Consider the following 21,577-nt stretch of genomic DNA (forward strand, 5'->3'; position numbering starts at 1 on the left):
TTATCTATTGACTATAATTATTTTTTAACAAGACTATTCACTTTTAATATCTATTTTTTTCATCATAAAAATGTTCAAGATGATATTTTAGAAACTCTTTATTTATTTGATGTTTGTTATTAACTGTTAACTTACCGTATTCCCCAATTAAATCGTAATCATCAAGAATAGAAAATCCGCCATAATCAAACATTACATGATGATTAGGACATAAACACAATAAATTATCCAGACTATCAGGTCCATTATGAGGCTTTCCTAGTGGTTTAATATGAGCAGCTTCTGCATATAAACCTGATGAAGTTTCAATAGTAACATCACAAACTTGACATTTATACCTGTAAAGTTTCTTAACTTCTTGACTTAGTTTTGTGTCTCTAATGATCCTTTGTACAATCTCCTCTTTTCTTTTGGTCTTTTCATAATCCTCTGACTCTTCTTTTAAAATGTTTTCCTCAAATATTAAATTATCTTCTATTTTTTTAAGCTTATATCTCCATACATTAAAACCACTCACCCCTTTTTCTTTCCAATAAGATTCCACGCGAAATAATCCATCATACCTATATCCTTCTTCTGGTGAAAATTTAGATTTTTTATCTCTTCCTCGGATTACTCTAACAGGCAAACCATTTTTAACATTTTGTGCTAATGCGAGATTACCTCTTATTAATTCCTGATCAACAACTTGCTTGGTTGAGCCGTCTTTCCTACCTCCGTGACCTGTATAAATGATAAGGTTTCCATAATCCTCGTCATCTTCATAACCTCCTGAAATAACGATTGAATCTGAGCCCTCATTTTGACTTCCGCTTATCCCTGCCTGAATAGGCTTATGAACCCCACTAAAGGAAAGTTCCAACCTATTAGAAAAATACTGCCCTTCATCAACACCTTCTATATGTCCAAATATTCTATCTGACATTATTTCACATTTTCAATAATTGCTGCGTAGCCTTGTCCGACGCCAATACACATGGTGATGAGTGCGTAACGCTTGCCTGTTTCCTGCAATTGCAACGCCGCCGAATAGGCAATACGCGTTCCTGTAACGCCCAACGGATGTCCGATAGCAATAGCGCCACCGTTTGGATTGATGCGTTCGTCATCGTCTGCCAATCCCCATTCGCGAATGCAGGCTAAACTTTGTGCTGCAAAGGCTTCGTTGAGTTCTATGATGTCCATGTCGTCCATAGTTAATCCTGCTTTTTCAAGCGCTTTGTTAGACGCATTTACAGGACCGATACCCATAATACGAGGTTCCACACCAACAACTGCCGAACTTACAATACGCGCCATCGGTTTGAGATTGTATTTTTTGACTGCTGCTTCGGATGCGATAATGGTTGCCGCCGCGCCATCGTTGAGTCCCGAAGCGTTTCCTGCGGTGACACTTCCGCCTTCACTTTTAAACGCTGGACGTAGTTTTGCTAAGATTTCTGGTGTTGTGGTTGGTTTGATGAATTCATCTTGATTAAAGATAATTGGATCTTTTTTTCGTTGCGGAATTTCAACCGCCACAATTTCTTTTGCCAATCGCCCAGATGCTTGTGCTTGACTGGCTTTCATTTGACTTCTGTAGGCAAACGCATCTTGATCTTCGCGAGAGATGTTGTATTTTTCTACGAGATTTTCTGCCGTTTGTCCCATACCATCCGTTCCGTACATTTTTTCCATTTTCGGATTGATGAATCGCCATCCGAAACTGGTATCATACATTTTAGCATCAGTTCCAAAAGCACTGGATGGTTTTGCAATCGCGTACGGTCCGCGCGTCATATTTTCCACGCCACCCGCAATGAATACATCGCCATCGCCTGCTTTGATAGCGCGATTGGCGTGAATGATAGCAGATAATCCAGAGCTACACAATCTGTTAACTGTTTCGCCAGGTACGGTATGCGGTAATCCTGCCAGCAATAACGACATACGCGCTACGTTTCGATTGTCTTCTCCTGCTTGATTGGCACAACCGATGATGACATCGTCGTATGCGTCTTTTGGTATGTTTGGATTACGATCGGTTACTTCTTTGATGACCAATGCACCTAAGTCGTCTACGCGTTTGGTTGACAATGTTCCTTTAAAATTTCCTATGGGAGTTCTGACTCCGTCTATGATGTATGATTCCATTTCTTTTATATTTGAGATTTTTGATTGACGATTGTTGATTTTTGGAGTTCAATCTTAAATCAACAATCAAATATCGTAAATCGTACTTATTCTTCCCAGTCTTTTTGTGTTCGGTATACAACACCTTTGAATAATGCTATGAGTTCATCACCGCGTTTGACTTCGACAATGTTGAACCCGAGTTTGTTTTTTACTTTCTCAATGACCGATTCGGCGGTAATGAAATCGCCTTCCTCTAATGCTTCTATGTGGTTGATGGACGTTTCTATAGAAACTGCATATTTACCATGCGTATTAGCAGCAAAACCAAAAGCCGTATCTGCCAGCGAGTAACTAATTCCGCCATGTGCTTTTCCCATACTGTTGAGCATTTCTTTTCGCACCGTTAATCCAACCTTGCATCGCCCAATTTCACATTCTAGAATTTCAATTCCCAACCATGTACTGAATGGATCTTGGCTTAGCATTTTGGTTGGTATTTTTTCACCTTTTATTTTAGTCATTGAGTGTATTAGTTGTTGAGTATTTGAGTTATTTCTTAGTGTTCATTCGCTTTTTCAGATGATTTTTGTAAGCTGTTATCATTTTTGATATTTCAGTAATCATCTCTCTGTTTTTTTCATCTTGTTCTTGTGTAATAAATTTTCTCAGTTTTGCTTTTGTACTACAGACAACACATTCATGCGCACTATCCCATGCTAATTGTAAATATCTATTAAATTGTGCGTCTGAACTTGCTGAACCTTCTGCTATATTAAGAGCGATGGAATCTGCAGCTCTGATAAATTGAGAACTTAATCGGTATGTTTCTTCTTTTGGGAAAGAGCTTATTTGATTATTTACTTCTTCACCAAATAGAATTGCCTTTTGATAAATCTTTAATTCTTCAAATTTAAAATAATACTTACTTTTCATCGGTTACAAACTAAAAACACTCAACTACTCACACACTTAAAAATTATGTTAATACTTTATTTCTAATACAAGATTGCTAATCGAAAAATTTCTTCCCTTGACGATTCATTTTTCTTAGCAACGGCGAACAGCGATATCTGTCTTCATGATATTCGTCGTACAATTCATCTAGTTTTTGCACGCACCAATCAATGCCTTTTTCATCTGCCCAAGCGAGTAATCCTTTTGGATAGTTGACACCTTTGGTCATGGCATTGTCAATGTCTTCTGCGGAAGCGATATTGAGAAATAACGCATCTGCCGCTTCGTTGATGAGCATTACTAGGACGCGGTTGAAGATGGTTTGTTGCAAAGACTTCTCGACTGCGCTCGAAGTGACATTTTGCGTCTCGACTGCGCTCGAAGTGACACGTCCGTTTTCATCGTAATCGTAATACCCTTTTCCTGTTTTTCTTCCTAAGTATCCTGCTTCTGACAAGCGTTTTTGCGTGAATGACGGTTTGTATCTTGAATCGTAATAGAACGCTGTAAATACGGTTTCCGTTACGGTATAGTTGACGTCGTTTCCGATGAAATCCATCAATTCGAAAGGTCCCATGCGGAAATTCCCAAGTGTTTTTAAAGCATTGTCAATCGTAGCAAAATCCGCAATTCCTTCTTCGTAGATGCGCAACGATTCTCCATAGAAAGGTCGCGCCACTCTGTTTACGATAAATCCAGGTGTGTCTTTGGCAACGGCAACTACTTTTTTCCAATCGGAAATGGTTTTTGTAACAGTTTGCAACACTTCTTTCGAGGTCTGAATCGCAGGAATCACCTCAACTAATTTCATTAATGGTGCTGGATTGAAGAAGTGAATTCCGATACAACGCTCTGGTTTTTGTAATGCTGAAGCGATAGAAGCAATGGAAAGCGATGATGTGTTGGACGCAATAATTGCGGTATCACTAACATACGTTTCTAGCTCTGCAAATACTTTTTGCTTGATTTCGAGATTTTCAACAATCGCTTCGATTGTTAGGTCTGAATCGCCTAAATCTTTGAGTGCATCCACATACGAAATGTTTCCTTGAATGCGATTTTTTTCGGCTTCGTCAATGCGTCCTTTTTGCACTAATCGATTGAGTATTTTTTCCAAAGCAGCTTTGCTTTTGTCTAAAGCTTCTTGTTTGGTATCGTATAACTTAACCATGCATCCCGCAGTTGCCGCCACTTGTGCAATTCCGCTTCCCATGGTTCCTGAACCTATGATTCCTATATTCTTCATATTTGACGATTGTAGATTAACGATTTTTGATTTTTGAAGTAGCTGTTTTGATACTTGCGACGAAAATCGAGATTAGTTGATTATTCTCATCTATTAATCTATTTATTATTTCTTTATCTTTAATTAACTGTGCTTGTTTTAGAATTTTCATGTTTACTATAGACTCTCGCAACTCTTTTAAACATAATTTCATTTTATGGAGAAAGTCTCTAGATGATTCAGCACTTCTTGCTTCTCCGTAATTTAAAGCCACTGAATGAGCTGTTTTACTAAATGTTGTGACGCAAAAGAATCATCTGCTTTTTTACAACAATTAATCACATTTACAGAGAATTCAATGAGCCTGTCTTCTAATTGATTTGACTTCATAGTTAGTTCTTACATCAAAATTCAACAATCAGCAATCGTTGATCATTTTCCTTTAAAATTTGGCATGCGTTTTTCAACAAAGGCAGCTACGCCTTCACGATAGTCTTCCGATTCGCTGGCTTCTATTTGGTGTTTTGATTCTAATGCTAATTGCGCTTCCAAGTCGTTTGTTAACGATTGATTTAATACTCTTTTTGTCAAACCCAATGCTTTGGTTGGCATTTTTGCGAGTTTTTCTGCTAGCGCGATGATTTCTTGATTGAATGTTTCTAAAGGTAATACTTTGTATAGCATTCCCAAGCGTTCTCCTTCTTCGGCAGATATTTTGTCTCCCAACATCATTAACGCAGATGCTTTTTGAAATCCTATTAATCGCGGTAAAAAGAACGTACCTGCGCTGTCTGGAATGAGTCCAATTTTACTGAATGCCTGAATGAAACTTACTTTTTCGTGTGCTACTACAATATCACAAGCCAATGCAATGTTTGCTCCCGCACCAGCGGCAACGCCATTGACAGCACCGATGACAGGTTTTTCAATAGAACGAATTCGCTGAATGATAGGATTGTAATGCTCTTCAAGTATTTTTTTGAATCCTGGATTGAGTTCTGGGTGTGTGACTTCTTTTAAGTCTTGTCCCGCACAAAACGCTTTTCCTTCGCCTGTTAAAACGATAGCACGAACGTCTTCATTTTGTTCGCAATTATCTAAGGTTTCTTGAAGTAATAATGCCATTTCGCGATTGAAACTGTTGAATACTTCCGGGCGATTGAGCGTGATGTACGCTACTTGATTTTGAATGATGAGTTTAATTGATTGGTCGCTCATGTGTTGATTTTTATATCATAAAGATTCCCGCTTTTACTTCAACAAGCTCAGTATTTAACGGGAATTATCATTTTAAACATTTGAAATAATCAAAAGGTTCTAAACAGTCTTCGCATTTGAATAATGCTTTGCAGGCTGTAGAACCAAATTGACTTACGAGTTTTGTATTTGTGGAACCGCAATTGGTACATTTTACGATTCGTTTTTCACCTAACAACGCTTCTTTGTCTGCATCTGCTGTTAATGGCGGCGCAATTCCATATTCTTGAAGTGCTTTCCGACCACGTTCCGTAATCCAATCGGTAGTCCAAGCTGGTGATAGAATGAGTTTCACTTTTGATTCATAACCATGCTCTTTTAAAGCTTTAGATATATCCTCTCCAATAACATCCATCGCAGGGCAACCTGTATAGGTTGGTGTGATGCTCACTTCCACAATTCCATCAACCAATATTGCAGAACGTACCACTCCCATATCCATGATGGAAAGTACCGGAATTTCAGGATCGGATACTTTTTCCAAGATGGGAATTAAGTTTTCGTCTATGTGTTGTTTTGTGGAAAGCATTTCTTTTGGGTGTTGGGTTTTAGGTTTTTGGTGTTGGGTTTTTGGTGTTGGGTGTTGGGTGTTGGGTGTTAGTTTAAAATTATGCTTTTATATTCCTGCATTTCTTCGGTAAGCTCAGTACAGCTCGTAGGAATGACAAGCATTTGTTAGTTACCACTTCATATTTGGATAGGCTCTTTGCATGTATTGCATGTCAGCTAATAAATAGCCCATGTGTTCTGTGTGAATTCCTGATTTTCCTCCTTTTTGAAAGTATTTTGATTCAGGAACTGTCAATGTTGCTTCTTCTAGTAGAGCCGTTACTTTTTCGTAATAGGTTTCTTTTAGTGTAGCTACATCAACGCCGATTCCTTCCTCAGCCATCATTTTTGCATCTTCGGTTACTTCAAACAATTCGTTGGTGTATGTCCATAAATCATTGATGGCGTTTTGCATTTTTTCGTGACTTTCCTCTGTACCATCACCTAAACGCTTCACCCAATCGCCCGTAAAACGTACGTGATACGACGCTTCTTTGATAGATTTTTTAGCAATCGCACTTAACGTGATATCTTGACTGAATTGTAGCTTTTCTAGTAGTAACAAATGAAAAACATCATATAAGTACTGTCGCGCCATTGTATACGCAAAATCGTGATTTGGTTGCTCTACCAAGAGTACGTTTTTATATTCACGTTCATAACGTAAAAAGGCAATACTGTCTTCGGTAGCGCCTTCGCCTTTGATATCAGCAGCATATTGAAAATAACTGCGTGTTTGCCCAAACAAATCGAGTGAAATATTGGTACAGGCAATGTCTGTTTCTAAACTTGGTCCATGACCGCAAAGTTCGCCCAAACGCTGTCCTGCGATCAAGCAGTTATCACCAAGTTCGAGTATGTAGTTGTATAGGTTTGTTTTCATATGTATTGCCCACGAAAGTGGGTAACTTTATTTTTGAATTTCTGACTATATGTAGATTAGATTCAATATTAAATTTTCATATCGTATCAAATTGGATTCCTGCCTTCGCAGGAATGACAAAATGCTAGGTTAATGAGATTGATGCTTAACATAGAAATGACAAATTTCGTTTCATAGAGATTACCGCCTTACTTCGACAAGCTCAGCAAGCATCGGGAATAGCGCAAAGCGCTACATATGCTTCACATCATCTGGTAAATCGTAAAATGTTGGATGACGATAGATTTTGTCTTGGGCAGGCTCAAATAATTCGCCGTTATGTTCTGGATTTGACGCTGTAATGTGTTTGGACTCTACAACCCAAATGCTTACACCTTCGCTTCTGCGTGTGTACACGTCTCTTGCGTTTTCCAATGCCATTTCTGCATCAGCAGCGTGTAAACTTCCAAAGTGTCGGTGTTCCAATCCGTTTTTGCTTCGTACGAATATTTCCCAAAGAGGCCAGTTTTTGTTCATCTTTTTTAGTATTAAGTTTTGAGTATTTAGTATTGAGATGATTTCAATAATTTACCCTGCTTTTGCTTGATTTTCTTTTTTGTTTTGTTGCTTTTCAGCATACGCCATGGCTGCATCACGAACCCACGTTCCGCGTTCCCATGCGCCAACTCTGGCATTCATACGTTCTTTGTTGCATGGTCCGTGACCTTTGACAACTTGCCAAAATTCGTCCCAGTCAATTTCACCGAAGTCGTAATGTCCTGTTTCTTCATTCCATTTTAGGTCTGGATCTGGAATGGTTAACCCTAAGATATCTGCTTGTGGCACGGTTTGATCGATGAATTGCTGACGCAAATCATCGTTGGTTTTACGTTTGAGTTTCCATTTCATCGATTGTTCTGTGTGAATCGATTCAGCATCTGTTGGTCCTAACATCATTAGTGAAGGCCACCACCATCTGTTTAAAGCATCTTGCGCCATTTGCTTTTGCGCTTCAGTTCCGTTGCAAAGTGTTAACATGATTTCGAATCCTTGACGTTGGTGGAAACTTTCTTCTTTACATACACGAATCATCGCTCTTGCATACGGTCCGTATGAAGTATTACATAATGGCACCTGATTGATAATTGCGGCGCCATCAACCAACCAACCAATAGCTCCCATATCTGCCCAAGTGATGGTAGGATAGTTGAAAATACTCGAATATTTGGCTTTCCCAGAGTGTAATTGTTCGTACAATTCTTCACGTGAGATTCCTAGTGTTTCGCATGCGCTGTAGAGATATAGACCGTGTCCAGCTTCGTCTTGTACTTTTGCCAACAACGCTACTTTTCTACGCAACGAAGGCGCTCTGGTAATCCAGTTTCCTTCTGGCAACATTCCTATAATTTCAGAATGTGCGTGTTGCGATATTTGTCGGATGTGTGTTTTCCTGTATTTTTCAGGCATCCAATCTTTTGGCTCTATCTTTTCATCATTTGCAATGCGCTGCTCAAATATTTCTTCTAAACTTAAACTGCGCTCTGCTCCATTGTTATTTTGTTGTGCTTCACTCATTACAGTATGTTTTTTTGTTGTTTGTTGTTTGTTTTTTGTGTAATTCTTTGATTTATTGGAATTACTTTTTCTTTTTCATTTTTACTTCAAGACTGATATTTCGTACTTTGAAGGCATCTCGACTGCGCTCGATGTGACATTTTATTATTTTATTTTTTTGTTGTGTGATACTGAATCAAGTTCAGCATGACGTTTTGTTTTCCTTTTGTTTTTAAAAAATTCTCACTTTCGTGGGAATTTGCGTTAGGGATTGAGGTTTTGTTGAAGCTCTTTTTGAGATTCCTGCCTACACAGGAATGACAAAAAAGCGACTACCGAAAGCCCGACCCGTAGGGAAACGCCCTAATTATACTAAACATCAAAATCGACCACGACTTTTTCTGTGGTTGGAACGGCTTGGCACGACAATACCAATCCGCTCGCGAGTTCTTCTTCAACGAGTGCATAGTTGATTTTCATTTCTACAGCACCTTCTAGCACTCTACATTTACAGGTACTACACACGCCACCTTTACAGGCGAACGGCAAATCGGCTCCTGCTGCCAATGCGCCATCGAGGATGTTATCGTATGCGTCTTCCATGATGAAATGAAATTCTTTTCCGCCATCGACAATTGTTACATCGGTACCGTCGACTTTATGTTCTAACGCTTGTGCAATTTGCGCATCATTTGCTTTTTTATCGCCAGAGAAAAATAGTTCGTAATGAATGTTTTCTTTAGGCAATCCGGCAGCTTCCAATTCGTCTCTGATGAGGAAAATCATTTCTTCTGGTCCACAAATAAAACAATCTGCCGTATCATCCACGTCAATGAACATTTTGGTGAGTAATTGAATTTTTTCTGGAGTAAATCGCCCGTTTAAAAATTCGATATCACGTTGCTCTTTTGTCAAGAAATAGAAGATATTGAAACGCTCTAAGTATTTGTTTTTCAACTGTTCTATCGCTTCTTTAAAGATAATGGATTTTACGGTGCGATTCAAGTAAAATAACTTGAAAGTACTTTGTGGCTCTGCTTCTAAGTGTGTTTTTATGATGGAAAGCATCGGCGTTATTCCACTTCCTGCCGCAAATGCGATGTAATTTTTCTTTGCATTCGGATCAACTTCTACGAAAAAACGACCTGCTGGCACCATTAATTCGAGCGTATCGCCTGCTTTTAATTCGGTATTGGCATAGGTAGAAAATCTCCCGCCTGGAATTTGTTTTACAGCGACTTTCCATTCGCCATCAATTGGACTGGAGCATAACGAGTACGACCTGCGTACATCTTCGTCGTTGATGATTTTGCGCAAAGTCAGATATTGTCCTTGCTTGTATTGAAATTCTTTTTTGAGATTTTCGGGAATGTTGAGTGTGATTACCGTACAATCTGAAGTCTCTTTGTACACGTCTGCGACTTCAATTTCATGAAACTTTGCCATGCAATTTTTAGTTATTTTACACAAAACTAACAATTGTTAGTTTGACTTGCAACTAAATTTTTGTTAAATAGTACATATCAGTCATTTACATAAAAAAAAGAGCGCTTATATAAGCACTCTTTTCTCTGTTTTGTGATATTAAAAATTATTTAAACACAAGTTCTATCGCATGTATGTTCGCAAGTATTGCCTTCACAAGTAAGACAAGTTTGCTCTTCTACACATGAGTTACTTCCTGGCGGAGGAGGCGGTCCACCAGCAACAATAGCATTTAGTTTTGAGATACTACATTTTTTTAATCTCAAAACGTTCATAGGTTCTCTTTTCATTAAGTCTTTGGGTTTTTTAAATTAAATTCAATGCAAAGATACGTAAGATTAACCTTGTTAATCAATGGCTTTCCAATACATTTGTTAATCAAAAACTATAGAATCTTTACAGATTTCCCCTAGTTATGCCGTAACGCCTGTAAGCAATACGTGACTTAATTTTCCTAGCAAATCTTGCTTTATGATTTCATCTTTTTTAGGAATCCAAAGGTATAAGGAGCGTAGTGTGGAAAGAATGGAAAATAGAATCACTTCAGGGTTTACGTCTTTAATTTCTCCTTTTGCAATGCCTTTTATTAATATTTGACGAAAGCTTTCTTCATAGTTTCGCCGTAACTGCAAGTAGTAATCGAGTTTTTCTTCTAAGTGCATCCAATCGTTGTTCATGGTTGCCATTCGGGAAGGATTTTCCATCGTAATTTGCACATGCAGTTTGATGATTCGCTCCAATTTTTCAATACTTGTCGCTTCTTCCATCGCAACGATTTCTGCCATTCCTGCGGTAAATTGTTCACCAATTTTCATGATGATATCCGCCAAAATTTCCTGTTTGGATTGAATGTGATTGTACAAACTTGCCGCTTTAATTCCCATAGCTTGCGCAATGTCGCGCATGGTTACCGCGCTGTAACCTTTCTTTTTGAAAAGCAATTCCGCAGTTTGTACTATTTCTTCTTTCCGTGTTGTTGGTTTTTGCGCCATGGTAGCAACTTTTTTATGGTGAAGATACATATTTTATGAAATACGTTGAATTTCTACATTTTCTTGCGATGCTATTTAATGTTTTAATAGCTTTGTGAAAATTTGCCTCATGAACGAGAATATTGAAACCAATCCTTTATTAGACAGACTTCCGCCGCATTTACAACAGTATATTAAACCGCAAAATTATGAAGAATATACGCCAATTAATCAAGCTGTTTGGCGCTATGTAATGCGGAAAAGTGTTTCATATTTGAGTACCGTTGCGCATGATTCGTACTTGGAAGGTTTGCAAAAAACAGGAATTTCCATTGATGCTATTCCAAGCATGTACGGCATGAATCGTATTTTGAAAGAAATTGGTTGGGCAGCTGTTGCGGTTGATGGTTTTATTCCGCCAAATGCGTTTATGGAATTTCAAGCGTATAAAGTGTTGGTGATTGCCAGTGATATTCGTCAATTGGAACACATTTCGTACACGCCAGCACCTGATATTATTCATGAAGCTGCGGGACATGCGCCTATTATTGCCAATCCCGATTATGCAGAATATTTACGTCGTTTTGGAGAAATTGGCGCAAAAGCAATTTTGTCTTCACATGATAACGACATGTATGAAGCCGTACGAAAATTGTCTATTTTAAAAGAAGCACCAAGCTCTACGGAAGCAGAAATTGAAGCCGCTGAAAATCGCGTCAACGAATTGCAAGCTAAAAAGGTTGAATTATCAGAAATGGCTATGATTCGAAATTTGCATTGGTGGACGGTTGAATATGGTTTGATTGGCAATGTAGACAATCCGAAGATTTATGGCGCAGGTTTGTTGTCTTCTATCGGCGAAAGCAAATGGTGCATGACCGATGAAGTGAAAAAACTTCCGTATTCGGTTGATGCGGCATATCAAGAGTTTGACATTACCAAACCACAACCACAGTTGTACGTTACACCCGATTTTTCATATTTGATGCAGGTTTTGGAAGAATTTGCGCAAACTATGGCACTGCGAAAAGGTGGCTTTCGAGGCTTGCAAAAGTTGATAGATTCGAAAAAGATTGGAACCATTGAATTGAGTACAGGCTTGCAAGTTTCTGGAGTATTCACCGAAATGATTACGAATGAAGATAATGAAGTAGTATTTTTTAGAACGGAAGGTCCAACTGCCTTATCGAATCGGGAGAAGGAATTGATTGGTCATGGAATTGCGATGCATCCACACGGTTTTAGTTCGCCTTTAGGCAAATTGAAAGGCATCAATTTAGCCATTGAAGATATGAGTCCGCGCGACTTAAAAGCGTATAATTTTTATGATGGCGAACGCATTGCTTTTGAGTACGAAAGTGGCATCAAAGTTGAAGGGTTGAACGTTACTGGAATTCGAAATCTTAACGGAAAATTGATTTTAATTCAGTTTACGGATTGCACCGTGACGTATGGCGATCGTGTGTTGTTTAAGCCCGAATATGGTACGTTTGATTTAGCTTTAGGAAAAAACATTGTATCAGCATACGCTGGTGCGGCAGATTATAATTCGTTTGATAGTATCCATTTTAAATCGGAAACGTTGACCGTGAAAATTCCGAAATCGAAAGAAGATAAAGCATTGGAAAAATTGTATGCGCAAGTTTGCGACTATAGAACTGGGAAAAACAACGATGTTTCTTTACAGAAAATTTTTGACGAACTTACCGAAAATCATCCCAAAGATTGGCTGTTGTTGATTGAATTATTCGAATTGAGTTCAACGCAGTATGCATCACTCAGCAAACACATTTTACAACGTTTAGAAGCAATGCAAAAAGAACGCCCAAATATCGCACATTTAATTGCAGACGGTATTGAATTGGTTACTAACTAGTTTTAACTATTCAAGAAGTCTTGAAACTTTTTAGTAGAAAACAATTTCCATATTCCTAATAGTATTGCCAAACTTTCTGTGAGTGAACCTACTGTGAGCAATTCTCCGCCGTACGGCCAGTGTTGTATTTTAAACAAAGAGCCGACAATAGTAATCAAAATTCCCAAAAGAAATATGGCAATGATATGTTTTACTTTCATCCAATATAATTTTAAATGGTATTCTTGCAAGTATACTCATAATAAATCATTTTACAACTTTTTCACACTTCTTCTGCGCTCACTAATGAAGCTTACTTTGGTTTTCAGAAATAAAAAAACTACTTCAAAAGTTTTGAATTTAAAACTCTCGAAGCAGTATATAATTAACGTGAGTTCGACTTAAGAAATCACTATGTAATTCATAATTCGCTGAGAAATAACTAATTGTCAGTTCGAGCGCAGTCGAGAACAACTAAGAATTGATAATTCCAAAGGAATCTCGTGAGCTATGCTCGGTATCTACGATAATGCTCGATTTGACATTGAGTATAATCTATTAGTAATCAGTTATATAATAAAATAGTTATATCGAACTCACGTTAATTAACTTTTCAGTATTCTCTAATACGTTCCACAATTACAATAGGAGGCAAATGTTTGACAGCCTGTTGCATTCGTATTACAATCTGCACCTTCCGTATCTGGTTCTGGACAAATAATTCGGCTATCATAGGTATTTCCTCCTTTTACAGATAGATTTTCTAAAATTGAAATTGAACTTTTTCGTAGTTGTAAATTTTTTAAACTTTTCTTTTTCATAGTTTTCTTTTTAATTAATTCATAACAACTAAAAAAACAGTAAAACAAAATTAAATTCGCTTTACTGTTTCTTTATTTTATCTTTCTCTTGGACATGGAGGACAATCTGTTACAGTTACATTACACCAACACGAGCCAGCCAATCCTGTACACAATGCTGTGTTGTTTCCTCCTTTAATTCGTGCTGCTTCGTTTAAAACGGACACAGAATTTTTGTTTAAGTGTAAATTTTTGATTCCTTTCTTTTTCATAATTATTAAATTTTTAGTTTGATTTAAAATTACTCGAAAGAAAATATCAAAAAGTACGGTTTTCCCGTACTTAACTATAAATTAAGAAGTTACACGTAAATTTGTTAAAATTTTATAAAAGAAAACTCTTGCTGTAGTTTTTCAATTTTAGTGTGAAGATTGGCTAAAAACTTTTGATGCTGTTCCGAATTCGGATGGAACGGTTTGTGCGCGAGTCCTTTTTGAATACTTGCTACAACTTCCATTGTTTGTTCACTTTCGTGAGAAATCCACGCGTGTTGAAATTTTTCCCAAATGTAATTCACCGCCAAGGTATTTGGATGCAGCATATCGTCCGCATAAAAACGATAATCGCGCAGTTCGTCCATCATCAATTCATAGGAAGGAAAGTAATGAACGTTCTCTCGTTTGGAAATGTGTTGATGAATTCCCGCCAACAAATGCGCTTTGCTTTGCTGATTTTCCACAAAACCATCTTTTACATGTCGCACAGGCGAAACCGTATACAAAATGGTCAATTTTGGGTTAAAACTTTTTAACAACGCAATACAGTTTTCAACACTTGCCGCCACTTCATCGACTGACAATAATTCTTTTAAAAATTGCTTTTGTGGTACTTTGTGACAATTCGCGACAAGCGTATCTGTTTCAATAAAACGATAGGTCCACGCCGTGCCTAACGTAATGATGATATGCGAAGCTTCTTGTAAAGTTTGATGCGTTTGTGCAATTGCAGTATTCAATCGCTTTAAAACGGTTTCTTTGTCTTCGTGACTCAACTCAGAATGCGCTTCAAAACAATGCCAACGTTCGTTTTGATAAAAAACAGCAGCTTCCGTAAAAACTTCTTGATTGATAGCTTTTACAATCAGATTTTCAATGGCTTTGGGATGAAATAATATTCCAAACGGATTTTGAAATGTGTTGAATTTATAATACGCCAATTTGTCACCAATATGTTCCGAAAAACAAGAACCCAATAAGCAGATATTGGATTTGTAGCTTATTGGGTTGTACGGTTCTTTTACAAACGGAATGTTGGTTTGTAATTGCATCTTTACTGCTTTTCTTTGGCTTCTGCGGCTCTTTTAGCAATGTGATACATGAGGTTTAGCCTGTTTTTCATTCCTTGTGTAAATCCGACTAATTCTTTGCTTTCATACGTCACACCTTTGATTTTTTCCATTTTCAAAATAGCATCACTTGTAGCGCGATCTAGCTTTCCTTTTTCAACAATATCGTACGGATTTAACAACTCAAGATAGATAAGTTTGTCTTGAAAATCGGTCACAACTTTCGTTGTTGGTTTTTCCAATTTGTACCATTTCCCTTTTTTGTTGGGCATGATACACCAAACGTACACATCGTCGTTTTTTTCTTCTTTTTGAGTTTCTTCTTGTGCAAATATTGGCGCCGCAAACAACAGTGCCAATACAAGGATATACATTTTTTTCATTCGGCTATTCTATATTATTTTTCAGTTTTACGAGTATGCAATATAAGTTTCTTTCTAAAAAAAAATCCTTCAACATGTAAGAAAATGGTTGAACTTACATTTTTAATCGATTATTTCACATACTCTCTAACGCGCTCCATCACTTTCGGAATTCCTCCCGGGTTTTTTCCGCCAGCTGTTGCAAAAAACGGTTGTCCGCCGCCGCCGCCGTGAATCAGTTTTCCCAATTCGCGCACTACTTTTCCAGCATCATAGCCGCGTTCTGCAGCCAATTCTTTTGAAATATAGCAGGTCAACATGACCTTATTTTCGGTTGCGGTTGCAAAGAATAAGAATAGATTTTTGATTTCACCTCCAAGTTCAAACGCTAGATTTTTAATACCGTTTTGGTCTAAATCTACTTGTTTTGCTAAAAACTGAACACCGTTGATTTCTTCTAATTCATTCTTTAAATCGCCTTTTAGATTTTTTGCCTTTTCTTTGAGTAAATCTTCAATCTGTTTTTTCAGCTTCGCGTTTTCATCTTTTAAATCTGTTACTGCTTTGACCGCATCTTTCGGATTGTTTAAAGCGTCTTTGATTTCATAATACGCACGATTGTTCTCAAAGTAAAACTCTTTCGTAGCATCATACGTGATTGCTTCAATTCTTCGAATTCCCGCCGCAACAGCACCTTCCGATTTGATTTTGAAATGCCAAATATCCGCCGTATTTTCTACATGCGTTCCTCCACACAATTCAATCGATTGTCCAAAACGTACGGAACGAACTGTATCACCGTATTTTTCACCAAATAAAGCCATCGCGCCTTCTTCCATCGCTTCTGCCAAGGGTTGATTGCGTTTTTCAATTAATGGTAACTTTCCTTCAATACGTGCATTGACAAAATCTTCAACATCGCGTAATTCTTCTGAGGTCAATTTTGAAAAGTGCGAAAAGTCGAAGCGTAAATATTTGGAGTGCACTGCCGAACCTTTTTGCTCCACATGTGTTCCCAACACTTCACGCAATGCTTGATGCAATAGGTGTGTCGCCGTGTGATTTGCCGCTGTACGCATACGTTGTTTTTCATCCACCACTGCTTTAAACGTGGTATCTAACTTTTTAGGCAATGTTTTCGCAATATGAACAATCAAATTGTTTTCTTTCTTCGTGTCAATGATGTACACTATATCTCCATCTTGCGATTCTAAATAGCCTTTATCGCCTACTTGTCCGCCGCCTTCAGGATAGAAAGGCGTCAAATTGAATACTAGTTGATATTGTACACCGTCTTTTTTGGTTTCGATTTTACGATATTTAACTAGTTTTACATCTACTTCTAGCGTATCGTAGCCAACAAATTCTTCCTCTTCATCTTCTAAAATTGTGACCCAATCGTCCGTTTGAATTGCTGTTGCTTCACGTCCTTTTCCTTTTTGTTCTTCTAACAGCTTTTCAAATTCTTTTTTATTATATGTGAGATTGTTTTCTTTCAGAATCAACTCGGTTAAATCTTCAGGAAAACCGTAAGTATCTTTGAGTTCGAATACTTTTTGTCCAGAAACTTCTGTGCCTTTTACATTTTCCATCAAACCATCTAACAATACCAAACCTTGGTCTAGCGTACGTAAGAACGAAGCTTCCTCTTCCTTTATCACATTTTGAATCAGGTGTTTTTGGTCTTTGATTTCTGGGAAGGCTTTGCCCATTTTTTTGTCTAAAACTTCTACTAAGCGATAGATAAATGGCTCTTTTTTGTTTAAGAACGTAAATCCGTAACGCACAGCACGACGTAAAATTCGGCGAATGACATACCCCGCAGTATTGTTGCTTGGTAGTTGTCCGTCAGCAATCGAAAATGACACAGCTCGCACGTGATCGGCAATGACACGAATAGCAACATTCGTTTTTTCATCTTTTCCGTATTCGGTATTGGTAATTGCTTCTATTTCACGAATTATTGGCGTAAAAACATCGGTGTCATAATTTGATTTCACATCTTGCAACACCATACACAAACGCTCAAAGCCCATTCCTGTATCAACGTGTCTTTCTGGTAATTTTTCAAGCGATTTGTCTGCTTTACGATTGTATTGCATGAATACCAAGTTCCAAATTTCCACGACTTGCGGATGGTCTTGATTGACCAATTCGGCACCAGGTATTTTTGCTTTTTCTTCATCAGAACGAATATCGACATGAATTTCAGAACACGGTCCGCATGGTCCTTGACTTCCCATTTCCCAGAAATTGTCTTTTTTATTTCCCATCAAAATGCGCTCTTCAGGAACAATTTCTTTCCACAAATCGTATGCTTCTTGATCGAGTTGCAATCCGTCTTCGTCGCTTCCTTCAAAAACAGTTACGTATAAAATATCTTTGTCTATTTTATAAACTTCAGTCAACAATTCCCAAGCCCAAGCAATTGCTTCTTTCTTGAAATAATCGCCAAAACTCCAGTTCCCCAACATTTCAAACATGGTGTGGTGATAGGTGTCGTATCCAACTTCTTCTAAGTCGTTGTGTTTTCCGCTTACGCGCAAACATTTTTGAGTATCGGCAATACGATTATTTTTTGGCGTTCCATTTCCTAAAAAATATTCTTTAAAAGGCGCCATTCCAGAGTTAATAAACATCAACGTAGGATCGTTTTTCATTACCATAGGTGCTGATGGTACAATTTGATGTTTTTTTGATTCAAAAAACTCCAAAAATTTCGCTCTGATATCTTGAGATTTCATGTGTTATATATTTACGTTCAGCTCGCCAGATACTTCTTTTGTATTATTAAAATTATCTTAAGCTACTTTAAAATTTCTAAAAACTGTAAAACTATAGCTATATTTGTTTGTTTTACAAGTTTCTCGCGAACTATTTTCACGAAAAACTGTACAAAAATAGTATAATTTAAGAAATGAGTAAGGTAAAATATTATTACGATTCAGAAACATTATCATATCGGAAGATTGAAACAAAGCGCGGACGTAAAGTTGGCGTGATGGTTTTGTTTGTAGCCGCTGTTGTTTTGTGCTCTTTTATTTTGGTAACTATCATGTTTAATACGGCTCTCGAAACACCGAAAGAGAAAATGTTGAAGCGTGAGTTGGCGCAAATGCAATTGCAATACAAATTGCTCAATAAGAAAATGACACAAGCGCAAGCCGTGTTGGCAAATTTGGAAGAACGCGACAACAATATTTATCGTTTGTATTTTGAAGCTAACCCAATTCCGGAAGAACAACGCAAAGCAGGTTTTGGTGGTGTGAATAGGTACGAAGCCTTGTATAATTATGAAAATGCTGACTTGTTGGTTTCTACCACAAGAGATTTAGAAAAGCTACAAAAACGCTTAATTGTGCATTCAAAATCCTTGGATGAAATTGCAAAATTGGCAGAAGATAAAGAAAAGTTTTTAGCGTCTATTCCTGCGATTCAACCTGTAAATAATGAAGATTTAACACGCATGGCTTCTGGTTATGGTTTCCGAAGCGATCCATTTACAAAAGCACGAAAAATGCATTGGGGAATGGATTTTACAGCACCAAGAGGAACGCCTGTATATGCTTCTGGAGATGGTGTCGTGATTCGATCAGACAATACTGCTTCTGGTTTTGGAAAGCATATTCGCATTGACCATGGGTATGGCTATGTGTCTTTGTACGCACATTTGAGTCGATACAATGTACGCAAAGGAGAAAAAGTAAAACGTGGTGATTTGATAGGTTTTGTAGGGAGTACAGGACGATCGCAAGCCCCGCATTTGCACTATGAAATTCATAAAAATGGTGATAAAATCAATCCGATTAATTTCTACTACGGAAACTTATCGCCACAAGAGTTTGAAGAATTATTGAAAAACGCTGCAAAGCAAAATCAATCGCTCGACTAATGCATGTTGATTTACCAGATAAATTATATTACAGCATCGGAGAAGTTGCCAAAGCTTTCGATGTCAATGCTTCTTTGATTCGCTTTTGGGAAAAAGAATTTGATGAAATTCAACCTAAAAAAAATGCCAAGGGAAATCGCAAATTTACTCCCGAAGACATTAAATACTTAGAACTCATTTATCATTTGGTAAAAGAACGTGGCTTTACCCTTGAAGGTGCCAAAGTGCATTTAAAAGAAGAAAAGAAAAAAACACTTTCCAATTTTGAGATTATTCGTAAATTACAACATATAAGAGCCGAACTTGTAAAAATTAAAGACAACTTGTAACGCTTACACCAAACTCAATACAAACCAATAGATAAACCCGAATAATTATGAGTAAAAAATCGATTATCATCTTAGTCGTTCTCGCGGTGATTGCCATTTTCGTCTATACTAGATACAACGGAACGATTGTATTACGAGAAAATGCCAAAACTGCATGGTCTAATGTGGAAGCAGAATACCAACGTAAAAGTAATTTAATCGGAAACTTGGTAAAAACCGTACGAGGTGCTGCCGATTTTGAGCGAACGACCTTGCAAAACGTGATTGAAGCACGTGCCAAAGCTACACAAACACAAATCAACGTAGATGATTTAACGCCTGAAAATTTAGCCAAATTTCAAGAAGCACAATCCGGTCTTTCTAGTGCTTTGTCTAGATTATTAGTAACCGTTGAGCGTTATCCTGACTTGAAAAGTAATGAAAACTTCTTAAAACTTCAAGATGAATTGGCAAGTACGGAAAACTCTGTTCGCACAGCTATCAAGCGTTTTAACGAAGAGGTTAAAGATTACAATATTAGTATAAAAACTTTTCCAAATAATCTCTTTGCTGGTTTTTTTGGCTTTACCGAAATGGCACAATTCAAAGCCGATGAAGGCGCTAAAGACTACGAAATTAAGGATGATGATTTTGATTTCAGTTCGTAAATAAAATACCGAAACACTATGTCGAAAGTAGAAGATTTCCTTACTACAGAAGAAGAACAAGAAATCATTGCTGCCATACGCACCGCAGAACGAAAAACGTCTGGTGAAATTCGTGTGCACATTGAAGATCACGTTGAAATCGATGCGTTTGACCGCGCTTTGGAGGTATTTCATCTTCTCAAAATGGACAATACTAAACTTCGAAATGGTGTGCTTATTTATGTCGCTGTGCGCGATCGGAAATTTGTGATATATGGCGATGAAGGTATTAATAATGTCGTACCCGATAATTTTTGGAATGCAACACGCGACTTGATGCGCGACCATTTTACGAAAGGAAATTTTACACAAGGACTCATTGCAGGTGTTTTACAAGCTGGAAAAGAATTGCAACAACATTTTCCGTGGGACGTAGATGATAAAAACGAACTCTCAAACGAAATTTCCAAAGGTTGATAACAACATTCACATATAAAAAATCGATTCGCACGTTACTTTTTGTGGTTGGATTGTTCTTTTTGAACGTTTCATACGCGCAATATGACATTCCTCCAAAACCCACAAAAGCCAATCCTGATGCGGTGTATGACTATGCAAATTTACTCGAAAAGCAAGAAAAAGATGCGCTAGAATACAAACTCATCAAATATTCGGATACGACGTCTACACAAATTATTGTGGTCATTATTGAAAGTTTACAAGGAGAAAGTATTGGAATGCTGGCACCCGAATGGGGACAAAAATGGGAAGTTGGACAACAGGGAAAAGATAATGGTGTCGTGATTTTATTAGCCGAAAAAGAACGAAAAATCTGGATTTCTCCAGGCTACGGAGCCGAAAATGAACTGACTGCTGGAATTGTGGGACAAATTACCCGAAATAGAATTATTCCCTTTTTTAAACGCGGCGATTATTACGGCGGCTTAAACGCTGGCGTTGATAGCATTATTGAAGTACTCGCAGGTGAGTTTACAGGCGAACGCAAAACTTCCTCTAAAGGAATTCGAGTCGGTGTTTTGTTCTTTTTACTGATTATTTTTATCGTTTTAGTGTCTATTTTAGGAAATAACAAACGGAATGGCGGCGGAAACCATCGTGGCGGCAGAAGAAGTACTGGAAATGATTTATTAGATATTATTATTTTAAGTAATCTTGGAAAAGGCTCGTTCGGTGGCGGAAGCAGCGGCGGTGGATTCAGTGGTGGCGGCGGATTCGGCGGTGGATTTGGCGGCGGCGGATTTAGTGGCGGTGGCGCTGGTGGAAGTTGGTAGCTTCGACAAACTCAGCTACCTTTTTGTTTGGTTTTGCTCAGCTACCATTTTTTAGCTTCGCTGCGCTCAATTCAAGGATTTAAAAATTCAATGATTAAAGGTTT

At 37.7% G+C, this 21,577-nt stretch carries 25 protein-coding genes; 6 read left to right on the forward strand and 19 right to left on the reverse strand.

Features of this window, described 5'->3' with window-relative positions:
- Positions 1-43: 43 nt before the first annotated feature.
- From C8N46_RS18570 to C8N46_RS18635, 13 genes are all read right to left on the reverse strand, one after another.
- Positions 44-925, reverse strand: coding sequence for a YDG/SRA domain-containing protein (locus C8N46_RS18570; RefSeq protein WP_108116613.1), 882 nt, complete (start codon positions 923-925; stop codon positions 44-46).
- Positions 925-2,133 (reverse strand): 3-oxoadipyl-CoA thiolase, encoded by a 1,209-nt coding sequence (gene pcaF / locus C8N46_RS18575; protein WP_108116614.1) that lies wholly within the window; start codon positions 2,131-2,133, stop codon positions 925-927. The genes C8N46_RS18570 and pcaF overlap by 1 nt, the downstream gene beginning before the upstream one ends.
- An 86-nt stretch (positions 2,134-2,219) precedes the next feature.
- On the reverse strand, positions 2,220-2,636 hold the full coding sequence (locus C8N46_RS18580; RefSeq protein ID WP_211314515.1) for a PaaI family thioesterase: 417 nt from the start codon (positions 2,634-2,636) through the stop codon (positions 2,220-2,222).
- A 28-nt stretch (positions 2,637-2,664) separates the two neighbouring features.
- Positions 2,665-3,048, reverse strand: coding sequence for a four helix bundle protein (locus C8N46_RS18585; RefSeq protein WP_108116615.1), 384 nt, complete (start codon positions 3,046-3,048; stop codon positions 2,665-2,667).
- Positions 3,049-3,124: 76 nt separating this feature from the next.
- Positions 3,125-4,315, reverse strand: coding sequence for a 3-hydroxyacyl-CoA dehydrogenase NAD-binding domain-containing protein (locus C8N46_RS18590; protein WP_108116616.1), 1,191 nt, complete (start codon positions 4,313-4,315; stop codon positions 3,125-3,127).
- A 16-nt stretch (positions 4,316-4,331) separates the two neighbouring features.
- Positions 4,332-4,568 (reverse strand): four helix bundle protein, encoded by a 237-nt coding sequence (locus tag C8N46_RS18595; protein WP_245896960.1) that lies wholly within the window; start codon positions 4,566-4,568, stop codon positions 4,332-4,334.
- Positions 4,569-4,726: 158 nt separating this feature from the next.
- Positions 4,727-5,512 (reverse strand): enoyl-CoA hydratase-related protein, encoded by a 786-nt coding sequence (locus C8N46_RS18600; RefSeq protein WP_108116617.1) that lies wholly within the window; start codon positions 5,510-5,512, stop codon positions 4,727-4,729.
- Positions 5,513-5,579: 67 nt separating this feature from the next.
- Positions 5,580-6,080: a 1,2-phenylacetyl-CoA epoxidase subunit PaaD gene (paaD, locus tag C8N46_RS18605; protein ID WP_108116618.1), complete on the reverse strand. Its 501-nt coding sequence runs from the start codon at positions 6,078-6,080 to the stop codon at positions 5,580-5,582.
- Between the two features lie 150 nt (positions 6,081-6,230).
- Positions 6,231-6,983, reverse strand: a complete 753-nt coding sequence (gene paaC, locus C8N46_RS18615) for a 1,2-phenylacetyl-CoA epoxidase subunit PaaC (RefSeq protein ID WP_108116619.1) — start codon at positions 6,981-6,983, stop codon at positions 6,231-6,233.
- Positions 6,984-7,214: 231 nt separating this feature from the next.
- Positions 7,215-7,499: a 1,2-phenylacetyl-CoA epoxidase subunit PaaB gene (gene paaB, locus C8N46_RS18620; protein WP_108116620.1), complete on the reverse strand. Its 285-nt coding sequence runs from the start codon at positions 7,497-7,499 to the stop codon at positions 7,215-7,217.
- Between the two features lie 51 nt (positions 7,500-7,550).
- Positions 7,551-8,537, reverse strand: coding sequence for a 1,2-phenylacetyl-CoA epoxidase subunit PaaA (paaA, locus tag C8N46_RS18625; RefSeq protein WP_108116621.1), 987 nt, complete (start codon positions 8,535-8,537; stop codon positions 7,551-7,553).
- A gap of 351 nt (positions 8,538-8,888) precedes the next feature.
- A complete protein-coding gene (gene paaE, locus C8N46_RS18630; RefSeq protein WP_108116622.1) occupies positions 8,889-9,962 on the reverse strand; it encodes a 1,2-phenylacetyl-CoA epoxidase subunit PaaE in 1,074 nt (357 codons plus the stop codon).
- 452 nt (positions 9,963-10,414) lie between these two features.
- Positions 10,415-10,993: a TetR/AcrR family transcriptional regulator gene (locus C8N46_RS18635; RefSeq protein WP_108116699.1), complete on the reverse strand. Its 579-nt coding sequence runs from the start codon at positions 10,991-10,993 to the stop codon at positions 10,415-10,417.
- A 109-nt stretch (positions 10,994-11,102) separates the two neighbouring features.
- Between C8N46_RS18635 and C8N46_RS18640 the strand changes: the two genes are divergently transcribed.
- A complete protein-coding gene (locus tag C8N46_RS18640; protein WP_108116623.1) occupies positions 11,103-12,848 on the forward strand; it encodes an aromatic amino acid hydroxylase in 1,746 nt (581 codons plus the stop codon).
- A 2-nt stretch (positions 12,849-12,850) separates the two neighbouring features.
- Here the strand turns inward: C8N46_RS18640 and C8N46_RS18645 are convergent, their stop codons facing one another.
- The 6 genes from C8N46_RS18645 to alaS all read right to left on the reverse strand — a co-directional run bounded on the left by C8N46_RS18645 (position 12,851) and on the right by alaS (position 18,078).
- Positions 12,851-13,048, reverse strand: coding sequence for a GldL-related protein (locus tag C8N46_RS18645; protein ID WP_108116624.1), 198 nt, complete (start codon positions 13,046-13,048; stop codon positions 12,851-12,853).
- A gap of 402 nt (positions 13,049-13,450) precedes the next feature.
- Positions 13,451-13,648: a hypothetical protein gene (locus tag C8N46_RS18650; protein ID WP_108116625.1), complete on the reverse strand. Its 198-nt coding sequence runs from the start codon at positions 13,646-13,648 to the stop codon at positions 13,451-13,453.
- Between the two features lie 77 nt (positions 13,649-13,725).
- Complete coding sequence (locus C8N46_RS20685; RefSeq protein WP_158269206.1) at positions 13,726-13,899, reverse strand: hypothetical protein; 174 nt, start codon at positions 13,897-13,899, stop codon at positions 13,726-13,728.
- 104 nt (positions 13,900-14,003) lie between these two features.
- The gene (locus tag C8N46_RS18655) at positions 14,004-14,954 is read right to left on the reverse strand and encodes a GSCFA domain-containing protein (RefSeq protein ID WP_108116626.1); all 951 of its coding nucleotides are present in this window, start codon (positions 14,952-14,954) and stop codon (positions 14,004-14,006) included.
- A gap of 2 nt (positions 14,955-14,956) precedes the next feature.
- Positions 14,957-15,355, reverse strand: coding sequence for a hypothetical protein (locus C8N46_RS18660; RefSeq protein ID WP_108116627.1), 399 nt, complete (start codon positions 15,353-15,355; stop codon positions 14,957-14,959).
- A gap of 110 nt (positions 15,356-15,465) precedes the next feature.
- Positions 15,466-18,078, reverse strand: a complete 2,613-nt coding sequence (gene alaS / locus C8N46_RS18665; protein ID WP_108116628.1) for an alanine--tRNA ligase — start codon at positions 18,076-18,078, stop codon at positions 15,466-15,468.
- Positions 18,079-18,251: 173 nt separating this feature from the next.
- Between alaS and C8N46_RS18670 the strand changes: the two genes are divergently transcribed.
- Genes C8N46_RS18670 through C8N46_RS18690 form a run of 5 tightly spaced genes read left to right on the forward strand, consistent with a single transcriptional unit; the run spans position 18,252 to position 21,473 of the window.
- The gene (locus C8N46_RS18670) at positions 18,252-19,226 is read left to right on the forward strand and encodes a M23 family metallopeptidase (protein ID WP_108116629.1); all 975 of its coding nucleotides are present in this window, start codon (positions 18,252-18,254) and stop codon (positions 19,224-19,226) included.
- Positions 19,226-19,555 carry a MerR family transcriptional regulator gene (locus tag C8N46_RS18675; RefSeq protein WP_108116630.1) on the forward strand — a complete coding sequence of 110 codons (330 nt, stop codon included), beginning with the start codon at positions 19,226-19,228 and terminating at the stop codon, positions 19,553-19,555. The genes C8N46_RS18670 and C8N46_RS18675 overlap by 1 nt, the downstream gene beginning before the upstream one ends.
- A gap of 47 nt (positions 19,556-19,602) precedes the next feature.
- The gene (locus C8N46_RS18680; RefSeq protein ID WP_108116631.1) at positions 19,603-20,202 is read left to right on the forward strand and encodes a LemA family protein; all 600 of its coding nucleotides are present in this window, start codon (positions 19,603-19,605) and stop codon (positions 20,200-20,202) included.
- 18 nt (positions 20,203-20,220) lie between these two features.
- Positions 20,221-20,658 carry a TPM domain-containing protein gene (locus tag C8N46_RS18685; protein ID WP_108116632.1) on the forward strand — a complete coding sequence of 146 codons (438 nt, stop codon included), beginning with the start codon at positions 20,221-20,223 and terminating at the stop codon, positions 20,656-20,658.
- Complete coding sequence (locus tag C8N46_RS18690; protein ID WP_245896962.1) at positions 20,655-21,473, forward strand: TPM domain-containing protein; 819 nt, start codon at positions 20,655-20,657, stop codon at positions 21,471-21,473. The genes C8N46_RS18685 and C8N46_RS18690 overlap by 4 nt, the downstream gene beginning before the upstream one ends.
- Positions 21,474-21,577 lie beyond the last annotated feature (104 nt).

This window comes from Kordia periserrulae (genome assembly GCF_003054265.1).
Taxonomy (GTDB): domain Bacteria; phylum Bacteroidota; class Bacteroidia; order Flavobacteriales; family Flavobacteriaceae; genus Kordia; species Kordia periserrulae.

Bases quoted from the DNA above. Each gene is read 5' to 3' on its own strand.
- C8N46_RS18570 (WP_108116613.1), bottom strand. From the start codon at position 925: ATGTCAGATAGAATATTTGGACATATAGAAGGTGTTGATGAAGGGCAG.
- pcaF (WP_108116614.1), bottom strand. From the start codon at position 2,133: ATGGAATCATACATCATAGACGGAGTCAGAACTCCCATAGGAAATTTT.
- C8N46_RS18580 (WP_211314515.1), bottom strand. From the start codon at position 2,636: ATGACTAAAATAAAAGGTGAAAAAATACCAACCAAAATGCTAAGCCAA.
- C8N46_RS18585 (WP_108116615.1), bottom strand. From the start codon at position 3,048: ATGAAAAGTAAGTATTATTTTAAATTTGAAGAATTAAAGATTTATCAA.
- C8N46_RS18590 (WP_108116616.1), bottom strand. From the start codon at position 4,315: ATGAAGAATATAGGAATCATAGGTTCAGGAACCATGGGAAGCGGAATT.
- C8N46_RS18600 (WP_108116617.1), bottom strand. From the start codon at position 5,512: ATGAGCGACCAATCAATTAAACTCATCATTCAAAATCAAGTAGCGTAC.
- paaD (WP_108116618.1), bottom strand. From the start codon at position 6,080: ATGCTTTCCACAAAACAACACATAGACGAAAACTTAATTCCCATCTTG.
- paaC (WP_108116619.1), bottom strand. From the start codon at position 6,983: ATGAAAACAAACCTATACAACTACATACTCGAACTTGGTGATAACTGC.
- paaB (WP_108116620.1), bottom strand. From the start codon at position 7,499: ATGAACAAAAACTGGCCTCTTTGGGAAATATTCGTACGAAGCAAAAAC.
- paaA (WP_108116621.1), bottom strand. From the start codon at position 8,537: ATGAGTGAAGCACAACAAAATAACAATGGAGCAGAGCGCAGTTTAAGT.
- paaE (WP_108116622.1), bottom strand. From the start codon at position 9,962: ATGGCAAAGTTTCATGAAATTGAAGTCGCAGACGTGTACAAAGAGACT.
- C8N46_RS18635 (WP_108116699.1), bottom strand. From the start codon at position 10,993: ATGGCGCAAAAACCAACAACACGGAAAGAAGAAATAGTACAAACTGCG.
- C8N46_RS18640 (WP_108116623.1), top strand. From the start codon at position 11,103: ATGAACGAGAATATTGAAACCAATCCTTTATTAGACAGACTTCCGCCG.
- C8N46_RS18645 (WP_108116624.1), bottom strand. From the start codon at position 13,048: ATGAAAGTAAAACATATCATTGCCATATTTCTTTTGGGAATTTTGATT.
- C8N46_RS18650 (WP_108116625.1), bottom strand. From the start codon at position 13,648: ATGAAAAAGAAAAGTTTAAAAAATTTACAACTACGAAAAAGTTCAATT.
- C8N46_RS20685 (WP_158269206.1), bottom strand. From the start codon at position 13,899: ATGAAAAAGAAAGGAATCAAAAATTTACACTTAAACAAAAATTCTGTG.
- C8N46_RS18655 (WP_108116626.1), bottom strand. From the start codon at position 14,954: ATGCAATTACAAACCAACATTCCGTTTGTAAAAGAACCGTACAACCCA.
- C8N46_RS18660 (WP_108116627.1), bottom strand. From the start codon at position 15,355: ATGAAAAAAATGTATATCCTTGTATTGGCACTGTTGTTTGCGGCGCCA.
- alaS (WP_108116628.1), bottom strand. From the start codon at position 18,078: ATGAAATCTCAAGATATCAGAGCGAAATTTTTGGAGTTTTTTGAATCA.
- C8N46_RS18670 (WP_108116629.1), top strand. From the start codon at position 18,252: ATGAGTAAGGTAAAATATTATTACGATTCAGAAACATTATCATATCGG.
- C8N46_RS18675 (WP_108116630.1), top strand. From the start codon at position 19,226: ATGCATGTTGATTTACCAGATAAATTATATTACAGCATCGGAGAAGTT.
- C8N46_RS18680 (WP_108116631.1), top strand. From the start codon at position 19,603: ATGAGTAAAAAATCGATTATCATCTTAGTCGTTCTCGCGGTGATTGCC.
- C8N46_RS18685 (WP_108116632.1), top strand. From the start codon at position 20,221: ATGTCGAAAGTAGAAGATTTCCTTACTACAGAAGAAGAACAAGAAATC.